15 protein-coding genes, 1 tRNA gene and 1 other RNA gene are annotated in these 16,607 nt (G+C 71.4%); 6 read left to right on the forward strand and 11 right to left on the reverse strand.

Translation table 11 applies throughout. The features are described from left to right. From exaC to AC1DWJ_RS05425, 4 genes are all read right to left on the reverse strand, one after another. On the reverse strand, positions 1-1,524 hold the full coding sequence (gene exaC / locus AC1DWJ_RS05410; protein WP_457256133.1) for an acetaldehyde dehydrogenase ExaC: 1,524 nt from the start codon (positions 1,522-1,524) through the stop codon (positions 1-3). 147 nt (positions 1,525-1,671) lie between these two features. Continuing rightward, on the reverse strand, positions 1,672-2,871 hold the full coding sequence (locus tag AC1DWJ_RS05415; RefSeq protein ID WP_457256414.1) for a GAF domain-containing protein: 1,200 nt from the start codon (positions 2,869-2,871) through the stop codon (positions 1,672-1,674). 127 nt (positions 2,872-2,998) lie between these two features. Next, on the reverse strand, positions 2,999-3,520 hold the full coding sequence (locus tag AC1DWJ_RS05420) for a LytR C-terminal domain-containing protein (protein ID WP_457256134.1): 522 nt from the start codon (positions 3,518-3,520) through the stop codon (positions 2,999-3,001). A 45-nt stretch (positions 3,521-3,565) separates the two neighbouring features. Next, on the reverse strand, positions 3,566-3,862 hold the full coding sequence (locus AC1DWJ_RS05425; RefSeq protein WP_344135994.1) for a type II toxin-antitoxin system VapB family antitoxin: 297 nt from the start codon (positions 3,860-3,862) through the stop codon (positions 3,566-3,568). Between the two features lie 131 nt (positions 3,863-3,993). On the opposite strand from AC1DWJ_RS05425, the gene AC1DWJ_RS05430 reads away from it, so the two are divergent. Next, positions 3,994-5,610 carry a helicase HerA-like domain-containing protein gene (locus tag AC1DWJ_RS05430; protein WP_477620195.1) on the forward strand — a complete coding sequence of 539 codons (1,617 nt, stop codon included), beginning with the start codon at positions 3,994-3,996 and terminating at the stop codon, positions 5,608-5,610. Between the two features lie 41 nt (positions 5,611-5,651). Here AC1DWJ_RS05430 and AC1DWJ_RS05435 read toward each other — a convergent pair whose 3' ends face one another. The 5 genes from AC1DWJ_RS05435 to AC1DWJ_RS05455 form a co-directional block, all read right to left on the reverse strand. Then, a complete protein-coding gene (locus AC1DWJ_RS05435) occupies positions 5,652-6,575 on the reverse strand; it encodes an AEC family transporter (protein WP_457256138.1) in 924 nt (307 codons plus the stop codon). A 9-nt stretch (positions 6,576-6,584) separates the two neighbouring features. Beyond that, entirely contained in the window at positions 6,585-8,492 is a 1,908-nt protein-coding gene (locus AC1DWJ_RS05440; protein WP_477620196.1) for a propionyl-CoA synthetase, read from the reverse strand. Between the two features lie 118 nt (positions 8,493-8,610). Beyond that, entirely contained in the window at positions 8,611-9,165 is a 555-nt protein-coding gene (locus tag AC1DWJ_RS05445; protein WP_477620197.1) for a hypothetical protein, read from the reverse strand. 95 nt (positions 9,166-9,260) lie between these two features. Continuing rightward, positions 9,261-9,348: transfer RNA gene (locus tag AC1DWJ_RS05450), tRNA-Ser, on the reverse strand. Between the two features lie 81 nt (positions 9,349-9,429). After that, positions 9,430-9,891 (reverse strand): DUF3817 domain-containing protein, encoded by a 462-nt coding sequence (locus tag AC1DWJ_RS05455; RefSeq protein ID WP_477620198.1) that lies wholly within the window; start codon positions 9,889-9,891, stop codon positions 9,430-9,432. An 86-nt stretch (positions 9,892-9,977) separates the two neighbouring features. Here AC1DWJ_RS05455 and ffs point away from each other — a divergent pair. Next, positions 9,978-10,076: signal recognition particle sRNA small type (ffs, locus tag AC1DWJ_RS05460), an RNA gene on the forward strand. Positions 10,077-10,197: 121 nt separating this feature from the next. Here the strand turns inward: ffs and AC1DWJ_RS05465 are convergent. Together AC1DWJ_RS05465 and AC1DWJ_RS05470 are read right to left on the reverse strand one after the other, a co-directional pair. Further along, complete coding sequence (locus tag AC1DWJ_RS05465; protein WP_477620199.1) at positions 10,198-11,604, reverse strand: hypothetical protein; 1,407 nt, start codon at positions 11,602-11,604, stop codon at positions 10,198-10,200. Then, positions 11,601-12,296 (reverse strand): ABC transporter ATP-binding protein, encoded by a 696-nt coding sequence (locus tag AC1DWJ_RS05470; protein ID WP_477620200.1) that lies wholly within the window; start codon positions 12,294-12,296, stop codon positions 11,601-11,603. The genes AC1DWJ_RS05465 and AC1DWJ_RS05470 overlap by 4 nt, the downstream gene beginning before the upstream one ends. Before the next feature lie 118 nt (positions 12,297-12,414). Here AC1DWJ_RS05470 and AC1DWJ_RS05475 point away from each other — a divergent pair, with 118 nt between their 5' ends. The 4 genes from AC1DWJ_RS05475 (at position 12,415) to AC1DWJ_RS05490 (ending at position 16,575) form a co-directional block, all read left to right on the forward strand. Continuing rightward, the gene (locus AC1DWJ_RS05475) at positions 12,415-14,760 is read left to right on the forward strand and encodes a DNA polymerase III subunit gamma and tau (protein WP_457256147.1); all 2,346 of its coding nucleotides are present in this window, start codon (positions 12,415-12,417) and stop codon (positions 14,758-14,760) included. An 8-nt stretch (positions 14,761-14,768) separates the two neighbouring features. Further along, complete coding sequence (locus AC1DWJ_RS05480; protein WP_457256148.1) at positions 14,769-15,323, forward strand: hypothetical protein; 555 nt, start codon at positions 14,769-14,771, stop codon at positions 15,321-15,323. Between the two features lie 108 nt (positions 15,324-15,431). Beyond that, positions 15,432-16,031 (forward strand): recombination mediator RecR, encoded by a 600-nt coding sequence (gene recR, locus AC1DWJ_RS05485; RefSeq protein ID WP_457256149.1) that lies wholly within the window; start codon positions 15,432-15,434, stop codon positions 16,029-16,031. Beyond that, entirely contained in the window at positions 16,024-16,575 is a 552-nt protein-coding gene (locus AC1DWJ_RS05490) for a DUF5063 domain-containing protein (RefSeq protein WP_477620201.1), read from the forward strand. Before recR ends, AC1DWJ_RS05490 begins: the two co-directional genes overlap by 8 nt. The last annotated feature ends 32 nt before the right edge of the window (positions 16,576-16,607 follow it).

The following is a 16,607-nucleotide window of genomic DNA, read 5'->3' on the forward strand; positions in this document are numbered from 1 at the left end:
CTAGAAGAAGCCGAGGGCGTCGGGGGAGTAGGAGACCAGGAGGTTCTTGGTCTGCTGGTAGTGGTCGAGCATCATCTTGTGGTTCTCACGCCCGATGCCCGACTGCTTGTAGCCGCCGAACGCAGCGTGCGCGGGATACTGGTGGTAGCAGTTCGTCCAGACCCGACCCGCCTTGATGCCGCGGCCCATCCGGTAGGCACGGGCGCCATCGCGGGTCCACACGCCTGCGCCGAGGCCGTAGAGGGTGTCGTTGGCGATCGCGAGGGCGTCAGCCTCGTCGGTGAAGCTCGTGAGCGACACGACCGGTCCGAAGATCTCCTCCTGGAAGATCCGCATCGAGTTGTTGCCCTCGAAGACGGTGGGGGTGACGTAGTAGCCCTCGGCGAGGTCGCCGTCGAGCACGTTGCGCTCGCCACCGGTGAGCACCTTGGCGCCCTCCTGACGGCCGATGTCGAGGTAGGACAGGATCTTCTCGAGCTGGTCGTTGCTGGCCTGCGCGCCGATCATCGTGTCGGTGTCGAGCGGGTTGCCCTGCTTGACCTTCTCCACGCGCTCGATCGCGTCACCCACGAAGTCGCTGTAGATCGACTGCTGGACGAGGGCGCGCGACGGGCAGGTGCAGACCTCGCCCTGGTTGAGCGCGAACATCGTGAAGCCCTCGAGCGCCTTGTCGTAGAACGCGTCGCTGCTCTGGGCCACGTCGTCGAAGAAGACGTTCGGGCTCTTGCCGCCGAGCTCCAGGGTGACCGGGATGATGTTCTGGCTGGCGTACTGCATGATCAGTCGGCCCGTGGTGGTCTCACCGGTGAAGGCGACCTTGGCGACGCGGTTGGAGCTGGCGAGCGGCTTGCCGGCCTCGACGCCGAACCCGTTGACCACGTTGAGCACCCCGGCCGGGATGAGGTCGCCGATCAGCTCGAGCACCTTGAGGATCGACCACGGGGTCTGCTCGGCCGGCTTGAGGACGACGGCGTTGCCGGCCGCGAGCGCGGGAGCGAGCTTCCACGTGGCCATCAGGATCGGGAAGTTCCACGGGATGATCTGGGCGACGACGCCCAGGGGCTCGTGGAAGTGATAGGCGACGGTGTTCTCGTCGATCTCCGAGCTGCTGCCCTCCTGGCCGCGCAGCACGCCACCGAAGTAGCGGAAGTGGTCGATCGCGAGGGGCAGGTCGGCGGCCAGGGTCTCGCGGACCGGCTTGCCGTTGTCCCAGGTCTCGGCGATCGCCAGGGCCTCGAGGTTCTCCTCCAGGCGGTCGGCGATCCTGTTGAGGACGAGCGCGCGCTCGGCGAGCGAAGTCTTGCCCCAGGCCGGCGCTGCGGCGTGCGCTGCGTCGAGGGCTGCCTCGATGTCCTCGGCGGTGCCGCGACCGACCTCGGTGAAGGCCCGGCCGGTCACCGGTGAGATGTTCTCGAAGTACTCGCCCTTCTTCGGCTCGACCCAGTTGCCGCCGATGAAGTGCCCGTAGCGCGGCTCGACCGTGACCTTCGAGCCTTCGGTTCCGGGGGGTGCGTAGACCGTCATCGCTGTTCTCCCAACGTCTTTGGTGGTGCCCCGCGTGTGGGGGTTGCCGTGACGGTAGGCAACGCAACGTTGCGACCACGTTGCACGCCCCCCCAGCAGCAACCTTTGCTAGCAAAGGTTGCTCGGAGACGTCGAGTCGCGGACGGGTCAGGCGCCGAGCTCGCGGTCGAGGCGCGCGATCTGGCCGACGACCAGCGGCCGCAACGGGGAGGTGTTGCCGAGGTTGGCGAGCTGGGCGGTCCACATCTCGTGGTCGTCGGTGCCCCACGCCGAGCGCGTCCAGGTCGACATCAGGTCTGGCTCACCACTGGCGAGCAAGGCGCGTCGCAGCTGGCCCTCGACGCTGCCCCGCAGCCGGCGGACCCCCGGTGAGGTCGAGGCAGGCAGCAGCGGTCCCCGATAGGTGCGCAGTGCGGCGCCGACTGCGCCCGCCGCGAGATGGGCCTCGACGGCCAGCCAGTCCGCCGTGACCTCGGCCGCGAGCCGGTAGGGCCGCGAGGCCAGCAGGTCGTCACCGAGGAGCGACCGCAGCCGGTTGAGCTCGGCCCGCAACGTCGACGACGTCACGTCCTCCTCGTACAGCAGCACCCCGAGCTCGTCGCCCGAGAGGCCGCGGGGTGCGGACGCCAAGAGGAGCAGGATCTCGCTGTGCCGGCGGCTGAGCCGCACCGTGCGCGGGTGGCCGCGACCGTCGTCCACGGTCAGCAGGGCCTCGTCGCGACCGAGGGCGTGGACGGCTGCGGTCAGCCGTGACGACGACTGGTGCGGCTGGTCGGCGCCCCGGGTGAGCAGCTCGCGCGCGAGCTCGGCCTCGGCCATCCGGGCCGCAGCCCGGACCATCGCCATCGTCTGCGGGACGACGATCTGGTCGCCCCCGGTGATGTCGAGGACGCCGAGCAGGGACGCGGTGGTCGGGTCGTGGATCGGTGTCGCGGCGCAGCTCCAGCGCTGGACGGAGCGGCGGAAGTGCTCGGCCCCGATGATGTTGACCGACTGGTCGAGGGCCAGCGCCATGCCGGGGGCGTTGGTGCCGGCGAGCCGCTCGTCCCAGTTGCTGCCCTCGACGAACCCGATGCTCTCCGCCCGCCGCAGCACGCTGGGCGTGCCGCAGACCCAGAGGAGCTGCCCGGCGGCGTCCGACACCGCCATGATCGCGTCGCACTCGCGGGCGGCCCGGCCGAGCACGTCGTCGAGAAGCGGGAACACCTGGGCCAACGGGTGTGCCTCGCGGTGGTCGCGCAGCGCGTCGGCAGGCAGCGTGATCGGCGCCTCCACGCAGTCGGCCTCCACCCCGGCTGCGGCGGACCTGACCCAGGAGTCGGCCACCTGGGCGCGCACCGCCGTCATCGGTTCCACCGCATCAGTGTGCGTGGGGCTCAGGCACCTGTCCACGGTCGTCCGGACTGGGTCAGCCCAGCGGCGACCTGCCGCGCCGAGCGGTCCGGGTCAGCGGACCGGCGTCAGCGGACCGGCATCAGCAGGTGGGGGTGGTGGCCGACGCCGCCGGCTTCTTCGGCGGGGCCGTCAGGGCGGTGAACTTCGCACCGAGGACGAGGTCGACCGAGGAGTCGGTGCGGCTGTCCTTGACCGCCTTCGCCCCCTTCACCAGGGCCAGCACCAACTTGCTGGAGGACGCCCCGGTCGGCCCGTACCGGACCTCGGCCGCCACCGTGACGTCGCGCTGCAGCGGGTCGTTGCTGACCGTGGAGATCTTGAATCCACGCTTGCGCACGTCGGCTGCCGTCTTGGCCGCGAGGCCGCTGCGCTCGGTGGCGTTGTAGACGTTCACGGTGACCTGGGCCGGTGTCTTCACGGTCGAGGTCGCGGTGCAGGTGGGCGCGGGCGACGCCTTCGCCTTGTTGCTGTCCTGGTAGTAGGAGTAGGCGTACCAGAACGCGAAGAACAGCATCAGCGCGACGACGCCGAGGGTGATGAGCGCCCTGCGGCGGCGCGCCCGGCGGGCGCGCGACGACCCCGACTCGACGACGTAACTCATGTACCCACCTCCGCCCGCGTCAGCGCGGCCCCGACATGCCTGGGGTCAGTCAAGCACGAGGACGCGCGCGTGGAGGGTAGGTCGCTGCTGAAGCGCGGCTCGCAGCGCGCGGTGCAGACCGTCCTCGAGGTAGAGCGTGCCCTTCCACTCGACCACGTGGGCGAAGAGGTCGCCGTAGAACGTGGAGTCCTCCGCGAGCAGGTGGCCGAGGTCGAGCGTGCGCTTCGTGGTGACGAGCTCGTCGAGCCGCACCATGCGCGGAGGGACGTCAGCCCAGTCGCGAGGGGTCTGCTTCCCGTGCTCCGGGTACGGACGCCCTTCGCCCACCTTCTTGAAGATCACCCCGCCACCATAAGGGTATGCCGCGTGCGCGGCCCGAGGCGTGCCCGCACGGTGGCGTGGGTCGAGGCGTCGCCGGCAGGGTCTGCCGTACACCTGCCCGGGTGCGTGGACGCGCCACTAGAGTGCCGAAGGTGACCGAGACGACACCTTCGCAGACCCCCTCAGAGCCGGCTGGCGCGAACAACGCGCAGCTCGACGAGATCCGCGCCGGGTACTCCTTCGAGGGTGGGGCCCTCCACTTCGGCGCCACCGTGATCGACGGCAAGGCGTATCCCGATGCCCCCGTGCGCATCCCGTTGTCCACCCTCAACCGGCACGGCCTGGTGGCGGGCGCGACCGGCACGGGCAAGACGAAGACGTTGCAGCTCATGGCCGAGCAGCTCTCGGGCCAAGGCGTGCCCGTCTTCCTCGCCGACATCAAGGGTGACCTCTCCGGTCTCGCGACGGCCGGGCAGGCGAACGACAAGGTCGCCGCCCGCGCGGCGGACGTGGGGCAGCAGTGGGTCGGCACGGCATACCCGACCGAGTTCCTGTCGCTGGGCGGCCTCGGCAACGGCATCCCGATTCGCGCCACCATCACGTCCTTCGGGCCCACGTTGCTCTCGAAGGTGTTGGGGCTCAACGAGACCCAGGAGTCCAGCCTCGGACTGGTCTTCCACTACGCCGACAAGAACGGCCTCGCGCTCCTCGACATCAAGGACCTCCGCGAGGTCATCGCGTTCCTCAGCTCCGACGAGGGCAAGGCCGACCTCAAGTCGCTCGGTGGACTGTCCTCGGCGACGGCCGGCGTCATCCTGCGCGAGCTCATCGCGTTCTCCGACCAGGGCGCCGAGGCGTTCTTCGGCGAGCCCGAGTTCGATACGCAGGACCTGTTGCGAACGGCCGCCGACGGCAAGGGCCTCGTCACGTGCCTCGAGCTGCCGGCCGTCCAGGATCGACCGGCCCTCTTCTCCACCTTCCTCATGTGGATGCTGGCCGACCTCTTCCACGACCTGCCTGAGGTGGGCGACGTCGACAAGCCGAAGCTGGTCTTCTTCTTCGACGAGGCGCACCTGCTGTTCAACGATGCGAGCAAGGCGTTCCAGGACGCGATCGAGCAGACCGTGCGGCTGATCCGGTCGAAGGGCATCGGCGTCTTCTTCGTGACGCAGTCGCCCAAGGACGTGCCCTCGGACGTGCTCGCGCAGCTCGGCAACCGCGTGCAGCACGCCCTGCGCGCGTTCACGCCCGACGACGCCAAGGCGCTCAAGGCCGCCGTGTCGACCTACCCGCACAGCGGCTATGACCTCGCCAAGCTGCTCACCTCGCTCGGCACCGGTGAGGCAGTCGTGACCGTGCTCTCCGAACGCGGCGCCCCCACGCCGGTCGCCTGGACCCGCATGATCGCCCCGCAGTCGCTGATGGCGCCGTCGGACGAGGCGACCGTCAAGCAGGTCATCGCCGCGTCCGCGATCGGCTCGAAGTATGCCGCGATGGTCGACCGCGAGTCCGCCTACGAGAAGCTCCAGGCCAGGCTCCAGCAGGCGCCGACGCCCGAGCAGGCCCCCGCGCCCGCTCCGAGCGGTGCCGGGACGCAAGCCAGCACGTCCAGGCCGACTCAGGCACGGCAGTCCTCCAAGCCTGAGCCGGGGATCGTCGAGCAGGTGGTGAAGTCGAGCGCGTTCAAGTCGATGGTTCGCTCGGCCGGGACGGTCATCGGTCGCGAGATCACCCGCTCGATCTTCGGCACCGCGCGCCGCTCGCGCTAGCACGCGGCATACCGGACGACCCATCCCCACCCGCCGACGCCTCAGCCGAGGAGGGCGGCCACGAGCAGGATGACGGGGACGGCGCCGATCGTGGTGATGAGGATGGTGTCGCGGGCCAGGACCGTCGCCCGGTCGTAGCGGGTGGCGTGCACGAAGATGTTCTGGGCGGTCGGCAGCGCCGAGGTGACGACGATCGCGAGCAGCGCGTGGCCGTCGACTCCCAGCACCACGCTGGCGACGAACCACGCGACCAGGGGCTGCACGAATAGCTTGAGCGACGACGTGGTGACCAGCTCGGCCACCGAACCGGTGCGCCCGAGCCCGGGGCCCAGCCGCAACGCGATGCCGTAGGCGACCAGCATCGAGGGCACGGCCATGTCGCCGAGCAGCCCCAGTGGCGCGGAGACCATCGTGGGCAGGGTCCACCCGGTGAGTGACAGCCCGAGGCCGATGAGGGAGCCGACGGTCAGGGGATTCAGGAACGGCTTGGTCAGCAGCTGCCACCAGGACGAGCGACCACCGCGGGCATCGGCGTCGAGGAAGCCCAGGGCCACGGGCTGGAACACGAGCAGCTGGAAGAGCAGCGTCGGCGCCACGAAGGCCGCATCGCCCAGCACGTAGCTGGCAACCGGGATCCCGAGGTTGCCGGCGTTGACGTAGGACGACGAGAGGGCGCCGATGGTCGTGTCACCCATCGAGCGGTGCCAGAGCGTGCGCGCCAGCACGACGTACACGCCACCGGCGACCACCACGCCGGCAGCAGAGGCGCCCAGGTTCGCGGAGAGCACCTGGTGGACGTCGGCCCGCGAGAGCGTGACCACCATGAGGGCCGGGCTGGCGACGAAGAAGGCCAGCCGTGACAGGACCTGCTGCGCGCCGAGGTCGACGATCCTCAGGTGGGCCAGCAGGGCGCCCACGGCAATGACCAGGCCGATGGTGGTGAAACCGTTGAGGACTCCCTGCACCCCGTCAGGCTAGGCGGGCGAGGACAACACGGGTCCGAGGGTCTCAAGGACCGAGGCATCCTCGATCGTGCCGGGGACCGTGGGTGTCCTGCCGTCGGCCATCTCCCGCATGGTCTTGCGCAGGATCTTGCCCGACCTCGTCTTGGGCAGCGCGGCGACGACGTCGACCCGTTGCAGCGACGCGATGGCACCGACCTCGTCGCGCACCCGTTGCTTGAGCTCGGTGCGGATGCGCTCTCCGTCGGATTCGCCGTCGACGCCGGCCTTGAGCACCACCAGCGCCCGCGGCACCTGTCCCTTGAGGTCGTCGTGGACGCCGATCACCGCGCACTCGGCCACGGCGGGATGCCCGGCCAGTGCCGCCTCGATCGAGCCGGTCGAGAGCCGGTGGCCCGCGACGTTGAGCACGTCGTCGGTGCGACCCATCACGTAGAGGTAGCCGTCCTCGTCGACCAGGCCGCCGTCGCCGGTGAGGTAGTAGCCATCGAACGCCGACAGGTAGCCGGACACGTACCGGTCGTCGTCACCCCAGAGGGTCGGCAGGGTGCCGGGGGGCAGGGGCAGCCGGATGCAGATGGCGCCTTCCTCGCCGGCCCCGAGCTCCTGGCCGGCCTCCCCGAGGATGCGCACGTCGAAGCCGGGGGTCGGCACGGTCGGCGACCCCGGCTTGATCGGCATCGGCTCGAGCCCGCGCAGGTTCGCGGCGATCGGCCAGCCCGTCTCGGTCTGCCACCAGTTGTCGACGACCGGCACCCCGAGTCGATCGGTCGCCCACGCGTAGGTGTCGGGGTCGAGGCGCTCGCCGGCGAGGAACACCGTCTCGAGCGTGGAGAGGTCGTGACCCTTCATCAGCTCGCCGTCTGGGTCGTCGCGCTTGATCGCCCGGTATGCCGTGGGCGCGGTGAACATCGCCTTCACCCCATGGTCGGCGATCACCTTCCAGAACGCGCTCGCATCCGGCGTGCCGACCGGTTTCCCTTCGTACAGAACGGTTGTCGCGCCGGTCAGCAGAGGCGCGTAGACGATGTAGGAGTGCCCCACCACCCAGCCGACGTCGCTGGCGGTGAACCAGGTGTCGCCCGGCTCGATGCCGTAGACGTTGCCCATCGACCAGCGCAGGGCGACCGCGTGACCGCCGTTGTCGCGGACGATCCCCTTCGGCCGCCCCGTCGTCCCTGACGTGTAGAGGATGTAGAGCGGGTCGGTGGCCCCCACCTCGACGCAGTCGGCGGGCTCGGCGTCGGCGACCAGCTCGTCCCAGTCGAGCTCCTCCCAGTCGGTGTCGCGCTCGCCGACGGCGGCACGAGCCTGCTCGCGCTGCAGGACGATCACCGACTCCGGCTTGTGCGAGCTGCGGTCGAGGGCGGCGTCGAGCAGCGGCTTGTACTCGACCACTCGCGTCGGCTCGACACCACAGCTCGCGGCCACGATCACCACCGGCTTGGCGTCCTCGATGCGGGCCGCGAGCTCGGCCGGCGCGAAGCCGCCGAAGACCACGGAGTGCACCGCCCCCAGCCGGGCGCAGGCGAGCATCGCGACGACCGCCTCGGGCACCATCGGCATGTAGATGACGACCCGGTCGCCCTTGCCGACCCCCAGTGACGCGAGCGCGCCGGCGAACGTCGCGACGCGGTCGAGCAACGCGGCATACGTGATGGTCTGGTGGGTGTCGGTCACCGGGGAGTCGTAGTGCAGCGCCGGCTGGTCACCACGCCCCGCGGCCACGTGCCGGTCCAGCGCGTTGAAGCAGGTGTTGAGGGTGCCGCCGGTGAACCAGCGGTAGAACGGCGGCCGGTCGTCGTCGAGCACCCGCGGTGGGGGAGTGATCCAGTCGATCGCCTCGGCGGCCCGGCCCCAGAACGCTTCGGGGTCCTCGAGGCTCTGCCGGTATGCCGCGCGGTAGTCACCGTTGCCCATGTCGCCATCGTGGGCCACCACGCCGCGACCCGCCAGAGCGAACGGGCCACCGTGCCTCTAGCTGCCTCGTGGCCGAGCCGGTCGGGGTGATCGGCGCGGCGCCCCGGTGGTCGGTGGGTCAGTCCTTCGGGGTGCTCTGGTAGCGGATGTAGGCGCTGGAGTCGCGGTGCCACAGGCGGACGAGCGTCCAGGCGCCGACGAGGAGCAGCCCGAGGGCGAGGGTGCGCGCGAACAGCCCGGCGGTGGGCAGCAGGGCACCCGCGAACAGTCCGAGCGACAGGGGGAACAGCACGCTGGCGATGATCCGCGCCCACCGTGACCCGCGGGCCGTGGCCCGGGCCATGGCGAGCCAGATGAGGCAGCTGACGATGGCGACCGCGGTCGTCAGGCCGAGGGTGAACCGCAGCACGCCCTCGATGTCGGCGTTGGTGGCCGGCAGCTTGCCCACCGCCACCTCGTGACGGATCGCGTCGCGCAGCTGACCACGGGTGAGGAAGCCGCGCACCACCTCGAGCACCTCGAGCGCCGCACCGAACTGCATCAGGCGCACCGCGTCGATGATCGACCGTGGCGGGACCAACGGTGAGCCGGGACGCCACGTGGTGTCGTCCGGACGCCCGTCGCCGGGACCGTCGGGACTCAGGACTCCGCGCCAGTTGATCTGTCGGGCCATGCGGTGCGGCTCCTCCGGACGACGCCGGTGCCTGACGGGTCGGCCTCGTCGAGCGTGGTCGACCCGTCACGCACCCGAGCACGGGACCTGGTTTGTGGCGGAGGATAGGGGATTCGAACCCCTGAGAGCTTTCACTCAACACGCTTTCCAAGCGTGCGCACTAGGCCACTATGCGAATCCTCCGCCGAGGAGGCTACCTGAGCCGAAGCCCACCACTGAAATCGCTCCCGGATGGCCGGGTCGAGACCGCTCCGACGACGGTCGTCAGCTCGGCGACGACGGGGGCGGACCGACGAGCAGGGCCAGCAGGGTGAGGGCGCCGACCGCGAGGGCAGCGGCGCCCGCCGCGGCCATCGGTCGCGCCAGCATCCACGCCTGCACCCGCTCCGGGGCACTCTTCGGTGCCTCACCGCCAGGGGCCAGTCGCCACGGGCCGTCGAGCTGACCACGCCGCTCGGCCCGGCGGTCGAACCACACGGTCATGAAGGGCGGCACGGCGCTCGCCAGGGCGAGCACCGTGGTGCCGAGCCGCCACCGCTGGTTCACGGCGACGAAGACGGCGCCCAGGCAGTAGGCGATGAAGACCACTCCATGGACCATGCCGAAGACCCGGACGCCCAGCTCGGTCGTCTCGGTGACGTACTTGAGGAACATCCCGACGAGGAGCAGGGCCCAGGTCACCGCCTCGGCGATGGCGAGACGACGGAAGAGGTGCAAGGGGGACATCGCGTGCTCCAGGCGGTGGTCGGGCGGTGGGCCATCGTCGCAGGACGGGGATTCGCTGAGTCGCCCGGGGCCCGTCTACACTTGTCGCAGGCACCCCGCGTGGTGGTACCTCTCCGAACTCCCCCAGGGCAGGAATGCAGCAAGGGTAGGAGAGCTCTTCCAGGTACGCGGGGTGTCCCTCTATGTCCCGACGGCTTGTGTCCCGACGGCTTATGTCCCGACGGCTTTGTCCCAACGCCGCGGGGGTATGCCGCGTGGCCGGCTCGCGACCTCGGCCGACTGGCCGAAGGGCCGGCGCCGCACGACTCAGGTGCGGTGGCCCTCGTCGAGCAGCCTGACGCGTCGCCGCCCGAACGCCACCGCGGCATACGAGGCGAGCACGAGGACCATGAGGGCGTTCGAGGCGCTCGACCTCGTCAGCAGCGCGGTCGCGGCGACGCCGCCGATGATGGTGAGCAGCAGGGGCCGGGAGTACCAGAACGCCACCGACACCACGGCCGAACCCGGTGAGAAGAGGCTGACCGGCGGCAGCCCTCGGAACGCCGCCATCAGGTGGGCCCCGGCCACGAGCGCCACCATCGCGAGCGGCCAGACCACTGCGGCGAGGCCGGCGCCCGGCGCGGTGAGCACCACGGTGGCCCCGGACAGGAGCGCGACCACGGAGTACAGCGCCGAGGGCGTCACCAGGTGGGCCAGCGCCTCCTTGCCGTAGGCGAGCCCGATCAGTGGCGGGGTGCCGGCGTTGTCGCCCTGGAGCCGCAGCCCCTCGGCCCAGGCGCCGTAGCCGAGGTAGCAGGACAGGGTCCCCACGAACGCGACGATGTTGGGCACGCCCGGGATCGTCGCGTGGGCGAGCGACCAGCAACCGGCGCCGACGAGCAGCAGGCCGACGACCAGCGCGCCGGGTGAGCGCCGGAGCCCCAGCAGGTCGCGCTCGGCGACGACGGCGAGCGGACCCCTGGCGCGGAGCCGCGTGCGACGTAGCCGGGTGGACGGGGAGGCGACGTCGAGCCGGGCCGCGCGCAGGTCGCCGGCCAGCACCGCACCACCCATCGTCACCGCCCGTGAGGACTGCGTGCGCAGCCCGACGTGGTGCAGCGCCCGCAGCGAGCGAGCGCCCCGGAGCACGGTCGAGGCACCCCGGGGTCCGGTCGGCCACGACCGCACCTGGCCCCACAGCCACGACCCCGCGAACCCGAGCCCGACCGCCAGCCCACCCAGGCTCGACGGCAGCAGGGCCCACGGCGATGACACGTCGGCGACGACCATCCCGGTGCCGATGACGGCACCGGTGAGCAGACCACCGATGAGGCAGCCGAGCAGGCTCAGCCGCCACCAGCGACGCAGCACGACTGCGCGGTCGAGCGAGCTGACGGCGATGTGGTCGAGGTAGGGCAGGTCCGGCACGACCGGCCCGCGGAGCGACCCGAGCCGGTGCCCGACGAGCCACACGGCGACGACGAGGACGGCGACGACGAGCACGCCCTGGATCCCGGTCAGGTGTCGGGAGAGCCAGGCCGGGTCGACGAACTCGAAGAACGCCCGCGACGCCGGCACACCGTAGGTCAGGGAGGCGATCACGGCGACGTACGCGGCATACACGACGTTGCCGTTGCCCTCCTCGGGCAACCCGCCGCGGATCACCCGACGCGCCTGGTCGAGGCGCTCCCGGTCGCTCGTGGGGCCGACTTCGCGGGCAGGCTCCGCAGTCACGGGGCGACCACGTCGATGACGCGGTCGGCGATCGCGGCCGTCATCTCGGGGTCGTGGCAGGCCACGACGAGCGCGTCACCAGCAGCCTTGCGGGCCACCAGGATCTCGGTGAGCAGGCCGCGCTTGTGGGTGTCGAGCCGCTGCTCTGGTTCGTCGAGGAGCAGCACCCGCGACGGGCGGAAGAGCACCAGTGCGAGGTGGAAGAGGTGCTGCTGGCCCGACGACAGCTCGTGCGGGAACCGCTCGGAGAGGTGGTCGATCTCGAGGCTCACGAGCAGGTCGTCGGCCCGCTCGTCCGCGGTGCCGATCGCGCCGCCCCACGTCGAGTCGATGAGGACGAGGTGGTCGACGACCGTCAGGTCGCGGTATGCCGTGGGGTAGCCGATCAGCGCGGCGACGCGAGCGCGGGTGGCCCGGTCGCGTTCGTCGACACGGCCGCCGTCGAGGGTCGCGCTCCCCTCGGACGCCTCGAGCGTGCCCGCGAGGATGCGCAGGAGGGTCGTCTTGCCACTGCCGTTCTCCCCCCGGACCACGACGCACTCGCCCGAGGAGACCGCGAGGTCGATGGGGGAGAGGAGCACGTTGCCGTCGATGTGCTTGCCGACCCCGGCTGCCTCGAGGCGGATGGGTGCAGCGTCCTCGGACCCGCCGGGGGGCGGCTCGGTGGTGTCATGTCTGCGGCGCGCGAACATCTGCCTCCCTCGTCCGCGCCAGTCTGCCACCGAGGACTTCGCGGGCCCGCCGGGGCCCGCGGGAGGGGCCCGCGGGAGGGGGACGCGGATGTCCGCGGGGGCGACTAGGGTTCCCGAGGTGAGCACCGCCCTGTACCGCCGCTACCGGCCCGAGTCCTTCGCCGACGTGATCGGCCAGGAGCACGTCACCGAGCCGCTCATGCAGGCGCTGCGCACGGGCCGGGTCAACCACGCCTACCTCTTCTCCGGTCCGCGTGGCTGTGGCAAGACGACCAGCGCCCGCATCCTGGCCCGCTGCCTCAACTGCGAGCAGGGCCCGACCCCCACCCCCTGCGGCACCTGCGACTCCTGCGTCGCGCTGGCTCGCGGCGGCGCGGGTAGCGTCGACGTCATCGAGATCGACGCGGCGAGCCACGGTGGTGTCGACGACGCCCGCGACCTGCGCGAGCGCGCGTCCTACGGTCCGGCCCAGAGCCGCTACAAGATCTACATCATCGACGAGGCCCACATGGTCACCCCGCAGGGTTTCAACGCCCTGCTGAAGATCGTCGAGGAGCCGCCGGAGCACGTGAAGTTCGTCTTCGCGACGACCGAGCCCGAGAAGGTCATCGGCACGATCCGCTCGCGCACCCACCACTACCCGTTCCGCCTCGTGCCGCCCGGCCAGCTGTCCGACTACATGGCCTCGCTCTGCCAGCAGGAGGGGGTCGCCGTCGCGCCGGGAGTCCTGTCCTTCGTGACCCGCGCGGGTGGGGGGTCGGTGCGTGACTCGCTCTCGGTGCTCGACCAGCTCATCGCCGGCTCGGGCGACGAGGGCCTCACCTACGAAGGGGCCGCCGCGCTGCTGGGGTTCACCGACGCCGAGCTGCTCGACGCCATCATCGATGCGTTCGCGGCCGCCGATGCCTCCGGCGTCTTCCACCAGGTCGACCGGGTGATCGAGACCGGGCTCGACCCCCGCCGGTTCGTCGAAGACCTGCTCGAGCGCCTGCGTGACCTCATCGTCGTGGCCGCCGTCCCCGACGGGGCCTCCTCCGTGCTGCGCGGGGTGCCTGAAGACCAGCTCGAGCGGATGCGCCAGCAGTCCGCAGCCTTCGGCGGCGGTGCCCTCTCGCGGGCCGCCGACATCGTCAACGCCGGGCTCACCGAGATGACCGGCGCCACCGCGCCACGGCTCCAGCTCGAGCTGATCTGCGCGCGCGTCCTGCTCCCTGCCGCCTCCGGCGAGAGTGGGTATGCCGCGCGGCTCGATCGCCTCGAGCGTCGCCTCGACGTCGAGGGAGTGCCGTCGGCGGCACGCGCGGCCGCACCGCCCGCGTCGACTCCTGCCCCCGCGCCTGCCCCGGTGGCCGCTCCTGTGGCCGCGTCGGCTCCTGCTGCCGCGCCGGCTCCCGCTGGGGTCCCGGAGCCCGCCGCTCCTTCCTCCAGCGCCCCGTCGGACGCGAGCCACCGGCCATCGGACTCCCCCTCCGAGCAGGGTGCAGGCAGGTCATCAGACCCGGTCGACGACGAGCCAGCGGCAGCTGCGCCCGCTGCGGTGGCGCCCCAGCCGGTCGCCGAGCCCGCCGAGCCGGTGGCAGCGCCCACCGCGCCGGACGCCAGCCCGGTCGAGGATCCCGCGCCGACCACTGCGGTCGCGCAGCCGGGCGCCATCGCCGGCGGCATGGACGTCGCGGCCATCCGCCGCGCCTGGCCCGACATCCTCGGCTGGATCTTCAAGCACAAGCGCACGACCTGGACCCTGCTCTCGGAGCACGCCACCGTCCACGACTACGACGGCTCCAAGGTGGTGCTCGGCATCTCCACCGTCGGCATCGCGAACACCTTCCGCCACGGTCCGCACGCCGACCTCGTGCGTCAGGCCCTGATCGACGTCCTCGGCGTGGACGCCCGGGTCGAGGGCATCCCGACCCCCGACGCAGGGCAGTCCGCCCCCAGCGGGGAGTCCCACCCGACCGTCGTCCCGGCCAACCGCTACCCGTCCGACGACCCGGCGGTGAAGGGTGACAACCCCGCGCCGTCACGCCCGCGCGGCACCACCGATGACGGTGCGGCGGGCAGCGGAGGCGGTGCGGCAGGCGGCGGAGGCGGCACCGCGGCATACGCAGGCATCGCGGCCTCGAGCCCCCCGCCGGAGACCGGCGGCGGCTGGGCGACCGCGTCGTCGGGTCCGTCGAGCGGTCCGAGCTGGGCCACTGACGATGCCCCGGGAGGCGCGGCGCCGTCGGCCGGCACACCTGCCACGCCCGCGCCCGGTGCACTCGCCGAGCCGGGCACGGGCTCGAGACTGGCCGCCGCGAAGGCTGCGGTGGCGGCGGAGGAGCCAGCCCGCACCCCTGACACCTACGTCGCCGACGACAGCGCGGCCAGCGCCGACGACGAGGACATCGCCGAGCTCGGCGAGGTGGGCCGTCCGGTGATCGAGCGGCTCCTCGGCGGCAAGGTCATCGACGAAGGACCCTGACCGCCGCGATGAGGTCCGCCGAGCTGCTCACCCGCCCGACCTCGGCCGAGCGCTCCTCCCCGATGCCGGGCGACGAGGTGGTCGCCCCCGCCGATGTCGTCATGGACCGCGCCTGCACGCTCGACGCCCCGCCCGACGCCGTGTGGCCGTGGATCGTGCAGCTCGGCAAGCGACGGGCCGGCTGGTACTTCCCCGCGTGGTTCGAGCGGTTGGTCCCGCCCTCCCGCCGTGGGCTGCGCCGGGTCGAACCACGACACCTGGCGCTCGCGGTCGGCGACGTCGTGCCGGACTGGGGTGGTGCCGACGCGACCTTCACGGTGGTGGAGCTGGCGCCCGCCGAGCACCTGCTCTACGGGTCGACGCGGGGCCGCACCCACCTCACCTGGTGCCTCCAGCTGTCGGCCGTCGAGGGGGACCGCACCCGCCTGCACCTGCGGCTGCGACTGGCGCCGGTCAAGCACCCGTGGGTGGCGGAGCACCTGGGCGGGTTGGTCGACCGGCTCACCGTGATGGGGCTGGCCGCCGGGTTGCGTGAGCGGGTCCGGGGCGGCGACAGATCCTGAGCCAACCCCGGTAGTTCGGAAGATCCCCCGGGCCAGGACCCGGCGGTTGTTCCGAACGACGGGGCGGCGTCGCCGGCGGTGACACCCCGAGGGCATAGGCTCACGGACGTGTATGAAGGTGTGGTCCAGGACCTGATCGACGAGCTCGGCCGGCTGCCCGGCGTGGGTCCCAAGAGTGCCCAGCGGATCGCCTTCCACCTGTTGCAGGCTGACGCGATCGACGTCAAGCGCTTGGTCGAGGTGCTCACCGAGGTCAAGGCCAAGGTGCGGTTCTGCGAGACCTGCGGGAACGTTGCGGAGTCCGAGCAGTGCCGCATCTGCGCCGACCCGCGCCGCGACAGCACTGCGATCTGCGTCGTCGAGGAGCCCAAGGACGTGGTGGCCATCGAACGCACTCGCGAGTTCCGCGGCCGCTACCACGTGCTCGGCGGGGCGATCAGCCCGATCGATGGCGTCGGTCCCGACGACCTGCGCATCAAGGAACTGATGACCCGGCTCGCGTCGGCCGAGGTCACCGAGGTCATCATCGCCACCGACCCCAACCTCGAGGGCGAGGCGACCGCGAGCTACCTCGCGCGGTTCCTGCGCCCGATGGGTCTGCGGGTCACGCGGCTCGCCTCAGGTCTGCCCGTGGGTGGCGACCTGGAGTATGCCGATGAGGTCACCCTTGGTCGCGCGTTCGAAGGCAGGAGGCTTCTCGATGTCTGACGATCTGCAGGTGCTGGCCGACGAGTCGGCTGCTGACGCCCGCGCCTACCTCACGACGCTGACCGAGGTCGCGTCCGGCTCGGCCCCTGACGCCGCCATCCCCATGACCTTGCTGGCGCTCTCACAGGTGCTCGTCATGGGTGCGCGTCTCGGGGCGATCGAGGACATCGTGCCGGCCGAGCGGTTCGAGACCGACACCGTGGAGGCCGAGCTCGACCCCCTGCGCACTGGGGTGGCCAACCTCTTCGAGGGCCTCGACGAGTACGCCGACCTGGTCGACCCGGTCACCTCGACCGAGCTGACGACAGGCTCGCTGTCCAACGACATCACCGTGGTTGCCGGCGCGCTCGCCCACGGCCTGCGTCACTACGACCAGGGACGCATCTCCGAGGCGCTGTGGTGGTGGCAGTTCAGTTACCTGTCCGACTGGGGCGAGCGGGCGGCCTCCGCCCTGCGGGTGCTCCAGTCCCTGCTCGGCCACATCCGGCTCGACGCCGACGAGGAGACCATCTCCGAGGCCGAGTTCGACGCCCTCCACCCCTGACCCGGTTCGACGCCCGGATTAGTCCAATCGAA

Source organism: Pedococcus sp. P2_D7 (assembly GCF_056404295.1).

Coding starts and splice junctions, on each gene's coding strand:
- AC1DWJ_RS05445 (WP_477620197.1), bottom strand. CDS start 9,165: ATGGCCCGACAGATCAACTGGCGCGGAGTCCTGAGTCCCGACGGTCCC.
- AC1DWJ_RS05470 (WP_477620200.1), bottom strand. CDS start 12,296: ATGTTCGCGCGCCGCAGACATGACACCACCGAGCCGCCCCCCGGCGGG.
- AC1DWJ_RS05490 (WP_477620201.1), top strand. CDS start 16,024: ATGTCTGACGATCTGCAGGTGCTGGCCGACGAGTCGGCTGCTGACGCC.
- AC1DWJ_RS05415 (WP_457256414.1), bottom strand. CDS start 2,871: ATGACGGCGGTGCGCGCCCAGGTGGCCGACTCCTGGGTCAGGTCCGCC.
- AC1DWJ_RS05480 (WP_457256148.1), top strand. CDS start 14,769: ATGAGGTCCGCCGAGCTGCTCACCCGCCCGACCTCGGCCGAGCGCTCC.
- AC1DWJ_RS05455 (WP_477620198.1), bottom strand. CDS start 9,891: ATGTCCCCCTTGCACCTCTTCCGTCGTCTCGCCATCGCCGAGGCGGTG.
- AC1DWJ_RS05420 (WP_457256134.1), bottom strand. CDS start 3,520: ATGAGTTACGTCGTCGAGTCGGGGTCGTCGCGCGCCCGCCGGGCGCGC.
- exaC (WP_457256133.1), bottom strand. CDS start 1,524: ATGACGGTCTACGCACCCCCCGGAACCGAAGGCTCGAAGGTCACGGTC.
- AC1DWJ_RS05440 (WP_477620196.1), bottom strand. CDS start 8,492: ATGGGCAACGGTGACTACCGCGCGGCATACCGGCAGAGCCTCGAGGAC.